Origin of the sequence: Streptomyces sp. NBC_01471, assembly GCF_041438865.1 — a bacterium.
Lineage (GTDB): Bacteria > Actinomycetota > Actinomycetes > Streptomycetales > Streptomycetaceae > Streptomyces.
Map to the genome: position 1 here is coordinate 15,508 of NZ_CP109451.1, position 13,002 is coordinate 28,509.

Below are 13,002 nucleotides of genomic sequence, written 5' to 3' on the forward strand. Positions count from 1 at the left end.
CTGCTCGCACAACTCACCCGTGGCGAAGTCTCGCCCAGCGTCATGACTGACTGGTGGAGCGGTACTCAGTCCACCGCAGTGCCGCGTTCACACCAGCGGGAGGCCATACTCCAAAGCCGGCTGGCCACAGACTGAAACACCCTTCGGCCAACCCCGTTCGTATCATCCCTCGTTGACGAGAGGTCAGCCCCACACATGGACAGCATCACAGCAGAAGTGCAGCCTCTCAACACATGGTTCTGGCTTTCGACGGCGACTGCGGCTTCTGCCAGGCCGCCATCAACCAGATACGCGAGCGAAGCAAACCTCGTATGCGGGCCGCTGCCTGGCAGACTCTGCCGACCAAATGACGCGCCCTCACGTGCAGCGCCTGGACAGAGAAGTCCTCCTCTTGCATGGCGATGAGGTGCGCTGCGGCGGCCCACAGGCCCTGGCCCGTTACGTGGGCTCTCCTCCCCGGCGCTTCGCTACCTCGCCGCAGCCTTCTTCCTGCGGCTTCCCCTCGTCAGTCCAGCCGCCCACATCGTCTACCGGTGAGTGGCCGTGAACCGGCACCGTATGCCCGCCGGCACACCATCCTGCGCCATTCCCCGCAACCACAGCTGAGAGCCCCGATGTCCCAGGTCCCATCCGAGGCCCACCTGCGGTGGCGGGCCTACACGGTGGCTCTGTTCACGACTCGCGTCAGCAGTTGTTCACCGTTGCGGGAGGCATCTGCACTGCGGCGATGTCGATGTCGACGGCTTTGCGCAGCAACTCGGGCCATGGGCCCGACACCGGCAACGGTTCCGCCACTACGGACCACCTACCCCCGTGGCCAGCGCTTTTTCCCTGCACCTGCGGAAGCGGTACCGGCCGATCTCGCCTGCGGCCCCGAGCTGCGGCTCAAAGCCGTGAATATTCGACGCAGGCCAGCCGCCGCCGCGCCTCCCGAACTGCTGTCACAACGCTGCTCGCTGCCGTGTACGGATCCAGGTCCCGGCGCCCAGCAATTGAGCCGCGTTTTCGACAAGATTCGCGACACCGTCACGGCCCAGGGCGGCGACGCGACCGTCGAGCATGCCCTGCTGAAACAGGCCCGCATCTCCATTTGCTTCGGCACCCTCGACAACTGCCTCGTCGACGAAGCCAATCCGTGGTCCGATCATGCTGTTGCCGCAGCGATCCGGGCGGCAACGGTCCGGCAAGGGGCCGGAGTGTCCCGGTGGGATCACGGTGTTCTCCAGACAGATGGCACCCGACGAGAGATCACACCACACCCAGACGTGGTTGCGCCAGGACGCCGGCCGCTTGCCGAACACGTCATGGGCATGGTCTGGTCGGCGACGGATGCGGAGTGGGCGGACAACCTCGCGGCGGCCCTGTACGCGGCCCGGTACGGGACGCTCGCCGCGCCGCGCTGCGCGGGGGCCGTCAGCCCGGCTTCACTCGGAGCCGAGGAGCCGAGGGTGCGCGACGTCCGGCCACACCGCCCCGCGCTGGGAGAACATGGCCGTCCCCGACTCCCCAAGTGCGGCGATGAGTTCAACGGCCGCCTCGCCCCGCAAGGCGCCGGTGCCACGCGGCCATCGAACAGGCCCGTGAGGAGCAGACAGGGCGAGTAACATCTCCCAGCGGCAGACCGCGACGACTTCCACTTCTCCCGGCTCGCGGTACGTGCCCGCCGTGGACTGTTTATGCGGCGTTACTGCCCGCTGCCGTACGCCAACGCGTCAGGCGACGCAAATCCCCGGCACGGCCTGCGCTCGGAACAGGTGCGGGGTGGCGACGAGGCTGGCCGGGTAGAGTTCGCGAGCGGGTGCACGCACACTGTCGTCGAGCCGGGCCGCACGATAGTGGTCCGTCGACTCCCAGACGGCGTGATTGAGGAACGTGCTGCTGCCTGCGATACCGCGGTACAACTGGGTGAAGATGAAGCCCGGTTGATTCTTCAGAGCGGCCGCGTCGGTGGACCAGGCCAGCAGCAGCTGGTCGACGTCTTCGGGGGCGACGGACAGGACGTTGACGAGGATGACAGGTCCGCCCTCCTCGTTGAGCTGGTCAGCGAGGGCAACGTGGGCGTCCAACTCGTGGAATTTCGGCATGATGGTTCTCTTTCAGATACTGGCGGGGCGATCCGGCGCCCGGGTCAGGCCGTCTTCGACTGCAATGCCCGGTCCAGAGCGTCCAAGGCTTTTGGTGAGGCCGTGCTCGATCGATTCGGTAGGGCGTCCCCCCGCGGGTGGAGAAGTTGATCGATGAGCGGGATCGGGACGAAGCCGACAACGTGCAGCTGGAGCGAGATCATCGCCGGTTCGAGTGCCACGGCGGTTCGGGCCCCGGCTGCCACGCCACCGTAGCTGACCAATACCACCGGCTTGCCGCGCCCTTCCCAGAACAGGTGGTCCAGGGCGCGTTCTTCAGGGCGGCGTTGTAGCTGTGGTTGTACTCCGGCATCACGAAGAAGTAGGCCGCCGCGCGGTCTATGACCTCGATGTCGAAGACGCCGCTCCTGGCGGCCTGTTCGACGACCCACCGAGCGGTGGGCTTGCCCACACGGTTCGGCCGGGTGCTGGCGATCGGGACCTGGACGAGGGGACGGTCGGTCAACGGCTCGGTGATGACATATCCGGCAACTTCCCGTTCACCGTGATCTCCTCGATGAACAGCGGGTTGACGTGCTCGGCATCGAGCCCGCCACTGCCGTAGGGGCGTGTGACCATCTCCAACTCATGACCGCTGGGGTCGTTGAAGTAGACGCCGCGGCCGTCGTCGAGGCGGTTGATGTTGCCCGCGTCCTGATGCCGGGGGTCAGCCCAGTACTCCAGGCCCCGCTCCAGCACCCGGGCGAAGATCACATCGAACTCCGCCTCGCTGACCAGGAAGGCGTAGTGCTGCGCCGTGATGTCGCGGTCGGTGCTCATAAAGTCGAAGGTGACGTCAGGGCTCACCCGCACCATCACGAAGTGGCCCAGCTTCACCGGAGGCTCGAAGCCCATCATGTCGGCCAGAAAACGGGCGGAGGCCCCTGCATCGCGGGACCAGACGATCTGGTGGTTCAAAACGCTCATGCACCGAGTGTTCGCCACGCAACGGCGAAAGCTCCAGGAAGCCGACTAGAATTTGCCAATAACTCCCATGCGATCGGCCCAGAAGAACGAAACTTCACTGATGGATGTTTTAGATCAGCAAATCCTCCAATGCCTGATGCTCGACGGGCGAGCCCCGATGAGACGAATCGCCGAGGTAGTGGGGGTATCGGAGCAGACCGCGACCCGCCGCTACCGCACCATGCGCGAGGCAGGTGTGCTCCGCGTCCTGGTCAGTGAGGCGGCCGCCTCCGCCAGACATCCGCTCTGGCTGCTGCGGTTGCAGTGCCGCCCCACTGCCGCCGCACGCCTTGGCAAAGCGCTGGCCGCACGCAACGACGTCTCTTGGGTCGCTCTGCACTCCGGCGGCGCGGAGCTGATGTGCACCACGAGCCTGCCCGCCGATACGGAGGGAGGCACGGGAGTGCTGCCCCGGATCTCGCACACATCAGAAGTGCTCTCGTTCACCACCCACCTGGTGCTGCACTCGTACTCCGGCGGCCCCGCCGAGTGGTCGGGCTTCGAGGAACCGCTGAGCGAGGACGCGAAACGAGATCTTCTTCAGGGCTGCGATCCACGCCGACGGAAGGCCACGTACAGTCCGGTCCTCCTCGAAGACCGCCCGCTGTTGGAGGAACTGCGCAAGGACGGCAGATCCACCGCGTCAGCACTGGCCCGCACCCTCAACTGGCCGCTCTCCCGCGTCAGAGGCCGTCTCCAGGCGCTACTGGACAGTGGCGCGGTCACAGTGGACGTGGACGTGATGCTGGAAGCGTTCGGCTACCACACCTCGGCCACGCTGCTCCTTCATGTCTCACCGGACCGCATCGTCACGATCTGCGAAACGCTCTCCGCTTATCGACAGACCAGTTGGGTCGCCGCGGTCACGGGCGCCGCGAACATCGTGGCCGCAGTGACCTGCCGCGACAGCACCGAACTCTTCAGCTATGTCACTGAGCAGTTGGGCAGCCTCCCCGGCGTGACCCACGTCGAGGTCGTCCCGTTGCTCAGCAGGCTCAAGCAGGCCGCCACCCGAGTGACTGGCGGTCGCCTGGTGTGATCACGTCGGACCTCACTGGTCGGGAGTGAACTTTGACCGACCGACCACCAAGCCGTGCTACGGCCGCCCGGTGGCAAGGTACCCGCCGACCTGGCCACCGGCCGGCAGGGCACTCCCGCAGGCCGAGGCCCTGCAGCCCGGCCGCACCCGCCGTGGCGAGAGCCTTCTCGAACAGCGGCGTGACCACGGCGTTGAGCCTGCGGTCGAGCCGCTCGATCCGCCCGATCCGTCCGATCCGTCCGATCGCCGCCTCCACGAGCTCCGTCGGCGACACCACCTTGCGGCGGACCAGGTCGGCTTGAGCCGTCGCGTCCAGCCATGCGAGTTCTTCCTCGGGTATCGAACTTCCCGTCATTTCCTACCCCTTCAGGCTGTGGTTGTGGACTTCAGCACAACCGCGATGACGGGCTTGGACTGCGGGGCGAACCCGGTCGCGGTGTACATGGCGTGCAGGAGTTCGCCGGTGGTGTCAGCGAAGCCGAGGCCGTGCCGCTCAGCGAAGTCGGCGAGGAAGGGGTGCTGCAGCAGGGCCCGGGCCATCTGGGCGTCGTTCGATGTCCGGATCGCCGCCCCACCGACGGCCCGCCCCACCCACAGGCAGAACGCCCGAGGAAGCATCGACCGAACCACCTGCAAAGCCACGATCGGGATCGACATCCTGGCCCCACCGACCGCTCGACACCCGGCCCCAAGCCCGCACTACGCGGCGTTGGGAAGTCTGCTGTCCCGGGCCATCCAGCGCGGCAGGTACGCGTCCGCGGCGAGCGCCCGCGGGACCCGGGTGCTCGTCAGCAGGATCGCCATGAACAGCCCCACCAGGGCGAGCGCCGATCCCAGGGAGAGCAGCACCTTCAGCCAGATTCCGCCCAGGGCGTCGCCGACCACGATGAAGTCGCCCTGGGCCCAGTCGGCGGGCGAGCCCCGGTGCGGCCCGCTGCCGATGGCGGCGGTGGTGGGCAGCAGATAGGCGGCCATGATCAGCGGAACCGAGATCACCAGGGCCCGGGTGTAGGTCCGGTGCGTGTCGGCGACTTCGCCCAGCACGGTGCTCGGGCCGTCGAAGCCGAGGTACAGCCACACGATCACGCTGAGCGCACCGGCCACCGACGAGTGGACGCTCTGCCCCGGCACCATGAAGGGCGAGAGCACGTTGATCCCGTTGCCGACCGCATGCCAGATGCCGAGGACCGCCAGCACCGCGAACGGTGCGAGGATCAGCAGCATCATCTCGACCGAGTACTCGCTCACCGCCCTGGAGCCACGGTAGTTCAGGTACGCCATCGGGACGATGAGGGCGACGGTGACGATCCAGTGCAAGTCCACGACGAAACCGCCGTGGAACAGGTCCACGATCACCAGCCCCTTCCCGCGGGCGATGTCCGGGACCCCGGTGGCCAGGTAGTCGACCAGCAGGATCGGGTAGAGGGCGAGGTTCAGCACCGACCCGATCGAATTCCAGGCCCCGAAGACGAATGCCGCACCACTGTGGGCACGGGGGCGGTGGGCTGTGTGTCTGCGGGGGTCTTGGGCGTTTTCACCAGGACGGTCAGGGCGAGGACGGCTGCGGCCAGGAGGGCACCGGCGACGATGAACGTGATGCGGTAGCCGTGCAGGAAACCCTGAAGCTGCAGGGCGCGGGATGCTTCGCCACTGGCCGGGGCACGGGGGCCGAGGTAGCCGGTGATGGCGGTGAGGTAGAGGGTGTTGAGGAGTGCCGGGCCGAGGGTCGCGCCGATCTGCTGGCTGGTGGTGAGTGCGGCGCCGGCCACTCCGGCGTCGCGCGGATCGACGCCGGACAGCGCGACGTTGGGGCCTGCCAGGAAGAAGACGAATTCGAGAACGTGCTGGCAGGCGTCGGACCCCGACTGCGGGACCTGCGCCGCCGGCACGCCATCACCCTGGCCGCGCTGGCCGAACTCACCGGGATCTCGGAAAGCACACTCTCCCGCCTGGAGGGCGGAGGCCGCAAACCAAACCTGGAACTCCTGCTGCCCCTGGCCCGGGCCTACAACGTCCCGCTCGACGAGCTCGTCGGCGCTCCGGAGACGGGCGATCCCCGCCTTCATCTGCGCCCGGTCACGCGCGGCGGCATGACGTACGTACCGCTGACCCGCAGGCCGGGCGGCACGCACGCGCACAAACTCGTCATCAGCCCCAGCGCCGGCGAGCCCGGGCTCCGGACGCACGAGGGCTATGAATGGATCTACGTCCTCAACGGCAGGTTCCGCCTTCACCTCGGCGACCGCGTCCTGGTCATGGCGCGGGGGGAAGTCGCGGAATCCGACACCCACGTCCCGCACTGGCTGGGCCCCGACAACGACCAGCCGGTGGAACTGCTGGTCATCTTCGGCAAGCAGGGCGAACGCGCCCACCTTCGCGCCCGCCCCACCTCCTGACGCCCGCGCACCCGGGGCATGCCCTCCCGTTACCGGCCGGATTCGGGGGGCAGTATCGAATCCAGGCCGTGCCGCCGGTCGCCAAGGCCCCGCTCGCACACGATCGCCTCATCGGCCGCGCTGAAACCTGGGCGGACCGGCGGCGGGCCACTGCCTCGTCGGCGTCGGCGTTCACCAGGTCGGCGTTGACCGCCGCAGCCGCCGCCACACCGGACGCCTGCGCCGCCGGCGGACCGCCCATCGGATCGGTGACGTGTCCCGCCACATACACCCCGGGAGCCTCGGTCGCACCGCCTGGTTCGGCGGGAATACAGGTATCCACACCCATGGGGTGTTCCACCGGACCGACTCCCAGGCCGGAGAGAATCTCGCTGCGCGCCACGAACCGTGGTGCCACCACCAGCGCGCCCACGGGGACACGCTGGCCCGAGGCCAACCGGGCACCGCTCAGGGCATCGTCCGTGACTTCCAGGCCGGACACCTCACCCTGCACGACCTCGATGCCGCGTGCCGCGAGGCGCTCCCACTGCCCCTCGCTCGGCTCGGGGCCGGAGTGAAGGAACAGCGTGACACGCGGTGACCACTGATGGAACAGCAGCGCCTGGTGCACCGATGCGGCGCTGGTGCCCAGCACCCCGATCGTCCTGTCCCGCACTTCCCAGCCGTGGCAGTACGGGCAGTGCAGCACGTCGCGCCCCCACCGCGCCAAGAGACCCGGCTCCCCCCGGCAGTTCGTCCACCAGGCCCGTCGTCACCAGCAGACGGCGGGCACGAAAGGTACGGCCGCTCCGCGTGCCCACGACGAACCCGCCGTCCGTCCGGCATGCCGACGTCGCGCCTTCCTGGAGCAGCGTGCCTCCGTAGAAGGCGACTTCGATACGACCGGCGCGCAGCAGATCCCGTGGTGACACCCCGTCGCACGACAACAGGCCGTGGGCCGCGTCTGCGGGGGCATTGCGTGGTTGCCCGGTATCGAGTACCAACACCGAACGCCTGGCCCTGGCCAGGGTCAGCGCACCCGACAGACCTGCGGTTCCACCGCCGACAACAACGACATCGCACTCTTTCAGCAACTCTTCCGTGTTCACCCAGCACACCGTGCTGCGCCCTCGTCAGTAATGCCGCTCCTCTTGCCGAACCGGCAAGAGATAGCCGGCCGCCGGTCATCACCGACGAGAGGTCGCACACTGTGCTCCGCCGCCGCGCGAACGGCGAGAAGGCCGAGGAGATCCAGCCCAGACCTGCTCATCCAGTCCGAGAGCCCTTCAACGAACGGCAAGACCGTGACCAGGGCCAAAACCCTCGGCGGCCCTGCTAGTGCCGTGTCGTGGGGGCGCCCGCCGACGGCGCCCCGGAGCGGGGGCGAATTACGAACTCGCCTTCCTTGAACGGCTGGTGGCCACACTGGTCCACTTGCGGACCGGGCTGACGCAGGAGGCCCTGGCCGTGGCCTACGGGGTCGGGTCCTCCAGCACCAGCCGGGTGATCAACGCGCTCAGGCCCCTGCTCGCCGAACGCGGCTTCGCCGTCCCAGACCGGCCCGACTTGCGCCTGCGCACCCTGGAGGATGTCTTCGCCTACGCCGAGGCCGAAAAGACCGAACCCCGGCAGGGGCCCCGATGCGTCGGTACACCGGACGCCGCGAGCACAGCACCGAACCGACGGTGCGGGGTCAGTGCAGCGGCAGGCTTTCGAGGGTGAAGGCCGGGCTGGTCAGCGGATCGCCGTAAAGGAAGGTGTCCATCTGGGAGTTGGACACCAGCAGCTGGTCCTGGCTCACGGCGACGCCGGTGGTGGTGTCGGCCCCGGGGTAGGTGCGGGCGGAGACGACGGCGGCCCGGGTGGTGTCGCCGGACAGCCGCACCGCGTCGACCTCGTTGTTCACGGACCGGGCGACGTACAGGGTGTTCCCTTGCCGTGCTATCCCGTCGGCGCTGGCCAGGGCCGGTGCGGTGATCTTGCGGATCTCGCCGGTGGCGAGGGTGAGCCGGTAGAGCGCGCCGCTGTACCAGTAGCCGATGATCAGCGACTTGCTGTCGGGGGTGGTGACGATGCCGTTGCCGTTGGACTGGCCGTCCACGTAGTCCGGCAGGCGGTAGGCCACTTCCAGGGTCCGATGAGCGCCGGTGGCAGGGGCGTTCACCTCGGCGGCCGGAATCCGGTAGACGACGGCGCGGAAGGAGTCGGTGATGTAGACGTCCCCGTCGGGGGTGACGGTCTCATCGTTGACGAGGGTCGAGCCGCCTGTATCGGGGACGGTGTAGGAGGAAACGAGTTTCCCGGTGTTCGTGTAGACGAAGAAGCGTCCGGTGAAGGCACCGGCGACCAGCAGGCGGTTGCCGGCGGTCTTGATCCCGGTGGCCTGAGTACGGCTGTCCTGGCCGCCCGGCAGGAAGGGGTCGAGCGTCTTCGCTCCTGGGCGCCCGCGATAGACGGTGCCGTCGGCGATGCTGGCGGTGTAGACGTAGTGGCGGTCGGCCGCGACGCTCTCCGGGAAGGCCCGACTGCCGTTGACCGTGATCGTGTGGCCGTTGCCCTCGCGGTTGTGGGCGGGCGCGGCGGTGGCGGGAAGCGTGAGGGCCGCCAGGGTTGCGGACGTCGCGGTGAGGGCGAGGAGCATGCGCCGCCAAGTGGGGTGCGCGGTGGTGCGGGTGGACATCGTGTAGGACCTTTCCCCGGGTGACCGGGAGCGACGTGGGCGAGTGGGAGACGGAGCCGGTGGTCGACGGCCTGTCAGCGCAGCGCGTCGGCGATCACGTCGGCCGGCGGCGTGGTCGGCCGCCCGATCAGGCGCCGCAGGTCACCGGAAGCGGTGAACAGCTCGCCGCGACTCATGCCGAGGTCGGCGTCGACAAGGACGTGCGCCAGCTCGGCGGGCAGGCCGGCGCCGGTCAGCACCTGGGCGAGTCCGTCGGCCGGGAGGTCGCTGTACGTGATCCGCTTTCCGGTGGCGGCCGAGATCGCCGCGGCGAGCTCGGACAGGGTGAACGCCTCGTCGCCCCCCAGCTCGTACACCTCGCCCGCATGGCCCTCGGTGGTCAGCACGACCGCGGCGGCGTCGGCGTAGTCGGCGCGGGCCGCGGCGCTGATCCTGCCCTGGCCGGCCGACCCGACAACGGCTCCGTTGCGCAGTACCAGCGGGAGTTGGGCGGTGTAGTTCTCCAGGTACCAGCTGTTGCGCAGCAGCACGCTGGGGACTGCGCGCTCCCGCAGGTATTTCTCGGTGGCGCGATGGGTGGAGGCGAGGATCGTGGTGGCCGTGTTTGCGTGCGACATGCTCGTGTACGCCACCAGCGACACGCCTGCTGCCACCGCGGCGTCGATGGCGCGGCGGTGGTTGGCGACCCGCTCGTCCACGGTCGTGGTCGATATCAGCAGCAGCTTGTCCGCGCCCTCGAAGGCCGCCGCGAGGCTGTCCTGCTCCGCGAAGTCGGCCCGGCGTACCACGACGCCGCGGTCGGCGAAGTCCTTGATCCTGGCGGTATCCCTACTGGTCGCGACGATGTCTGAAGCCGGCACTCCGCGCGCCAGCAGTGTTTCGACGGTGAGCCTGCCCAGCTGACCGGAGGCTCCGGTGACAACGATTGACATGGGGTCGCCCCTTCCTGTCGCGGACCTCCCGCGGCACGAACCCCAGGATGACCTGGTCGCTCTCTTTTGGTAAGGAACCACTTCAAGGTAAGGTGGCCACCCGGACGAAAGTATCGAGGTGAGCACTGTGCCGGCCCCCGAGGATGTGATCGAGCCCATACCGTCATGGGACCCGTACGCACGTGGCTGCCCCTCGCGTGACGTGCTCGACCAGATCGGCAGCAAGTGGGCGGTTCTCGTGCTGGGCGAACTCGGCAAGCACGGAGCGTGCCGGTTCACCCAACTGCGGCAGCGAGTGGCGGGAGTGAGCGAGAAGATGCTCACCCAGACGCTGCGCACCCTCGAACGCGACGGACTGGTCCTGCGGACGGTGTACCCAGAGGTGCCGACCCGCGTGGAGTACGAGTTGACCCCGCTCGGCCAGACGCTGCGCGGTCCCCTGAGGGCGCTCACGGAGTGGTCGGTGCGGTACATCGAGGAAGTCCTCGCCGCCCGTGAGGAGTACGACGTCCGAACCACGAGACGTTAGTACTGCCACGGTCTTTGTCGTGATGAGATGGAAACGGATGGCGCCCGCCACTCACCGCGACGGCATACACACCCGGGCAAGGTGCCGCCGAGGAGCCATGAGCGCAGGTTCGCCCCGCCTCTGAGCAACAAGTGGCCGTTTTCAAAGAGCGTCATCAGAAGAACTGGCACTCATCGGGTACACACTCCTGCCGACCACCCTTCAGCCGAACCACCAGGCCAACGGACCCTCACATCAATCGCGGGTGAGGTCGCTAGCGGGGTGACGATTGTCAGCGCTCGCGTGCGGTCGAGCTGGTCCAGCTGGCCAGAAGATCGAGTGCCTGGCGTTCGGGTGAGTCGGGCTCGGGCGAGTAGATGGTGATACGGAGCCCGGGGTCAGCGGTCAGATCGAGGGCTTCGTACGGCAGGGCCAGGTTCCCGACGAGCGGGTGGTGGAGTTGCTTCACGCCGGAGCGGTGGAACTTCGCGTCGTGGCTAGCTAGATGATCAATTCCAAGAGTTAGTGGTCATAGGCGGTCAGTGAGCGCAGGACGGGTCATGCGGTGTGGTCGTTGTGCCAGATCGCAGTGGTCAGCGCGAGGATCCGCTGCATGACACGGGCGATGACACCGCCGGGTGTGCGTCCGCGGTGCTGTTCGAGGTTGAGCTGGCCCTTGAAGGTCTCGTTTACCGACTCAATGACCTGCCGCAACGGTTTGAGCATGGGTGTGCCGGGTCGTTCGGGTTCGCCCTTGCGGGCTGGTCGCGGCAGCCGGACGCCCTGCTCGACCAGTTGGTGTTCGAAGGCGCGGCCGAAGTGGTTCTTGTCGCCGATCAGTGTCTGTCCGGGTCGGGCGACGACGAGGCCGGGTTCGGCGGAGAGGAGGTCCAGCAGGGTCTGCCGTTCGTCGGCCTTGGCCCGGTCAGGGCGAAGGTGACCGGCAGGCCCTGAAGGGTGCACACGAGGTGCAGCCGAAGTGCCCAGAAGAAGCGGCTGTGGCTGGCGCAGTACCCGTACTCGGCCCATCCAGCGAGGTCGGAGCGTTTGACGGTCTCGCGTGAACGGCCGCACTCCACCGGCGTGGAGTCCACAATCCACACGTCGTCGCTCCACACCGAGGTCTCGGTGGCCAGCAGTCGGGAGATCCGCCGAAGCAGGCCGACAGCCTTGCGCAGGCGCTTGTTGTAGCCGGGCTGTTTGGGTAGATGAGGGAAGAGATGACGCAGATGAGCGCGGGCGTGGCGGAGCCACTTGGCCTCGGAGGTGAAGCCCAGCATGGCCTGCATCATCGCGAGCGTGACCAGCTCGGCGTCGCTCAGCTGCGGGGAGATCCCCACGGCTGGCCGCCACGGCGCGAGATGTGCTGAGCCCATCAGTAGATCGTCGGTCTTCACATAGAGTGCGGTTGCGAGAGAGTCCAACTCTGTATTCATACAATGACGTTGGCTTTCTCGCCTCATGCGCGCTGCCAAACCCTAGAATCGATCACCTAGCTCTGGTCGCGGTGCCGCAGCCGGTAGCGGCCCGGAGAGACGCCGTGCTCCCGCTTGAAGGCGGTGGCGAAGGCGAAGGCGGAGCTGTAGCCGACGTGTTGGGCGATCGGAGCCAGCGCGGTGTCGGAGTTGCGCAGGAGCCGCGCCGCCACGGTGAGCCTCCACAAGGTGACGTAGGTCAGAGGGGGTACACCGACCAGTGCGGCGAACCGGCGGGAGAACGTCGCTCGCGACAGGTTCGCCTTTTTGCCCAGAGCCTCGACAGTCCAGGGCTTTGCCGGGTCGTCGTGGATGGCGTGCAATGCGTTGCCGATCGCCGGGTCGGCGAGGGCGGTCGGCCAGCCGGTGGTTCCGCGTGCCGACTCGTCCTCGATCCAGGCGCGCAGCACGTAGAGCAGGAGGAGATCGAGCAGGGCGGGCAGGGCGGCGTCAGTGCCCGGCCGGGGGTTCTGCAGCTCGGCGCCGAGCAGGGAGACAGCGGCACGTAGGTCCTGATGTCGTCCGATCTGGGAGGGACGATGGATGGTCTCCGGCAGGGTGCCCAGCAAGGGGTGCGGCCGGGAGCGGTCCAGCTGGTAGCCGCCACACAGAAGGGCCGTCGACCCCTGCGCGCCGGCGCGGCCGGGGTCGGTCAGGGTGTGTCGGGTTCCGTGCGGAGTGAGCACGACGTCCCCCGTGGTGAGGTGTACCGCAGGCCCGTCCTCGGGCACGAGCAGGCAGGCCCCCTGCAGGACAACGTGGAAGCCCGCTCCGGCGAAGGGCTCGAAATGCGTGCGCCACACGCCCTCCCTGTCCTCACGGTTGGCGAACGGGCTGCCGGTCCGCACGGCGGCGACGACATCACTGAGGACATCCATACCCGCAACGATAGGCGGTGAGACGA

17 protein-coding genes and 1 pseudogene are annotated in these 13,002 nt (G+C 68.0%); 5 read left to right on the plus strand and 13 right to left on the minus strand.

Annotation, left to right across the window (positions count from 1 at the left end; all coding sequences use genetic code 11):
* Positions 1–941 precede the first annotated feature (941 nt).
* From OG285_RS35760 to OG285_RS35775, 4 genes are all read right to left on the minus strand, one after another.
* Positions 942–1,301: a hypothetical protein gene (locus tag OG285_RS35760; RefSeq protein WP_371793695.1), complete on the minus strand. Its 360-nt coding sequence runs from the start codon at positions 1,299–1,301 to the stop codon at positions 942–944.
* A gap of 411 nt (positions 1,302–1,712) precedes the next feature.
* Positions 1,713–2,084 carry an antibiotic biosynthesis monooxygenase gene (locus OG285_RS35765; RefSeq protein ID WP_266862419.1) on the minus strand — a complete coding sequence of 124 codons (372 nt, stop codon included), beginning with the start codon at positions 2,082–2,084 and terminating at the stop codon, positions 1,713–1,715.
* Positions 2,085–2,283: 199 nt separating this feature from the next.
* Positions 2,284–2,589: a hypothetical protein gene (locus OG285_RS35770; protein WP_331759996.1), complete on the minus strand. Its 306-nt coding sequence runs from the start codon at positions 2,587–2,589 to the stop codon at positions 2,284–2,286.
* Positions 2,586–3,050: a VOC family protein gene (locus OG285_RS35775; protein ID WP_323183983.1), complete on the minus strand. Its 465-nt coding sequence runs from the start codon at positions 3,048–3,050 to the stop codon at positions 2,586–2,588. Before OG285_RS35775 ends, OG285_RS35770 begins: the two co-directional genes overlap by 4 nt.
* A 100-nt stretch (positions 3,051–3,150) precedes the next feature.
* Here OG285_RS35775 and OG285_RS35780 point away from each other — a divergent pair, with 100 nt between their 5' ends.
* Positions 3,151–4,128 (plus strand): Lrp/AsnC family transcriptional regulator, encoded by a 978-nt coding sequence (locus OG285_RS35780; protein ID WP_371793746.1) that lies wholly within the window; start codon positions 3,151–3,153, stop codon positions 4,126–4,128.
* A 366-nt stretch (positions 4,129–4,494) separates the two neighbouring features.
* Here the strand turns inward: OG285_RS35780 and OG285_RS35785 are convergent, their stop codons facing one another.
* The 3 genes from OG285_RS35785 to OG285_RS35795 form a co-directional block, all read right to left on the minus strand.
* On the minus strand, positions 4,495–4,746 hold the full coding sequence (locus OG285_RS35785) for a hypothetical protein (RefSeq protein ID WP_331759999.1): 252 nt from the start codon (positions 4,744–4,746) through the stop codon (positions 4,495–4,497).
* 81 nt (positions 4,747–4,827) lie between these two features.
* Positions 4,828–5,568: an APC family permease gene (locus OG285_RS35790; protein ID WP_331760001.1), complete on the minus strand. Its 741-nt coding sequence runs from the start codon at positions 5,566–5,568 to the stop codon at positions 4,828–4,830.
* The gene (locus tag OG285_RS35795; protein WP_331760003.1) at positions 5,562–6,017 is read right to left on the minus strand and encodes a hypothetical protein; all 456 of its coding nucleotides are present in this window, start codon (positions 6,015–6,017) and stop codon (positions 5,562–5,564) included. The genes OG285_RS35790 and OG285_RS35795 overlap by 7 nt, the downstream gene beginning before the upstream one ends.
* Between OG285_RS35795 and OG285_RS35800 the strand changes: the two genes are divergently transcribed.
* Together OG285_RS35800 and OG285_RS35805 are read left to right on the plus strand one after the other, a co-directional pair.
* Complete coding sequence (locus OG285_RS35800; protein ID WP_331760005.1) at positions 5,970–6,524, plus strand: XRE family transcriptional regulator; 555 nt, start codon at positions 5,970–5,972, stop codon at positions 6,522–6,524. The genes OG285_RS35795 and OG285_RS35800 overlap by 48 nt on opposite strands.
* A gap of 253 nt (positions 6,525–6,777) precedes the next feature.
* The gene (locus OG285_RS35805) at positions 6,778–7,104 is read left to right on the plus strand and encodes a hypothetical protein (RefSeq protein WP_371793754.1); all 327 of its coding nucleotides are present in this window, start codon (positions 6,778–6,780) and stop codon (positions 7,102–7,104) included.
* On the opposite strand, the gene OG285_RS35810 is transcribed toward OG285_RS35805, so the two are convergent.
* Complete coding sequence (locus tag OG285_RS35810) at positions 7,007–7,621, minus strand: FAD-binding protein (protein ID WP_371793696.1); 615 nt, start codon at positions 7,619–7,621, stop codon at positions 7,007–7,009. The two genes, OG285_RS35805 and OG285_RS35810, sit on opposite strands and share 98 nt — an antisense overlap.
* A 298-nt stretch (positions 7,622–7,919) precedes the next feature.
* Between OG285_RS35810 and OG285_RS35815 the strand changes: the two genes are divergently transcribed.
* Positions 7,920–8,225, plus strand: coding sequence for a transposase family protein (locus OG285_RS35815; RefSeq protein ID WP_371793697.1), 306 nt, complete (start codon positions 7,920–7,922; stop codon positions 8,223–8,225).
* Here the strand turns inward: OG285_RS35815 and OG285_RS35820 are convergent.
* Together OG285_RS35820 and OG285_RS35825 are read right to left on the minus strand one after the other, a co-directional pair.
* On the minus strand, positions 8,197–9,183 hold the full coding sequence (locus OG285_RS35820) for a hypothetical protein (protein WP_331760011.1): 987 nt from the start codon (positions 9,181–9,183) through the stop codon (positions 8,197–8,199). The two genes, OG285_RS35815 and OG285_RS35820, sit on opposite strands and share 29 nt — an antisense overlap.
* A gap of 74 nt (positions 9,184–9,257) precedes the next feature.
* Entirely contained in the window at positions 9,258–10,115 is an 858-nt protein-coding gene (locus OG285_RS35825; protein WP_331760013.1) for an SDR family oxidoreductase, read from the minus strand.
* 127 nt (positions 10,116–10,242) lie between these two features.
* Between OG285_RS35825 and OG285_RS35830 the strand changes: the two genes are divergently transcribed.
* Positions 10,243–10,644 carry a helix-turn-helix domain-containing protein gene (locus OG285_RS35830; protein ID WP_331760529.1) on the plus strand — a complete coding sequence of 134 codons (402 nt, stop codon included), beginning with the start codon at positions 10,243–10,245 and terminating at the stop codon, positions 10,642–10,644.
* A 271-nt stretch (positions 10,645–10,915) separates the two neighbouring features.
* Here OG285_RS35830 and OG285_RS35835 read toward each other — a convergent pair whose 3' ends face one another.
* The 3 genes and pseudogenes from OG285_RS35835 to OG285_RS35845 all read right to left on the minus strand — a co-directional run bounded on the left by OG285_RS35835 (position 10,916) and on the right by OG285_RS35845 (position 12,976).
* On the minus strand, positions 10,916–11,137 hold the full coding sequence (locus tag OG285_RS35835; protein WP_371793747.1) for a hypothetical protein: 222 nt from the start codon (positions 11,135–11,137) through the stop codon (positions 10,916–10,918).
* 44 nt (positions 11,138–11,181) lie between these two features.
* Positions 11,182–12,059, minus strand: a pseudogene (locus OG285_RS35840) (IS982 family transposase).
* Between the two features lie 56 nt (positions 12,060–12,115).
* A complete protein-coding gene (locus OG285_RS35845; protein ID WP_331760016.1) occupies positions 12,116–12,976 on the minus strand; it encodes an AraC family transcriptional regulator in 861 nt (286 codons plus the stop codon).
* Positions 12,977–13,002 lie beyond the last annotated feature (26 nt).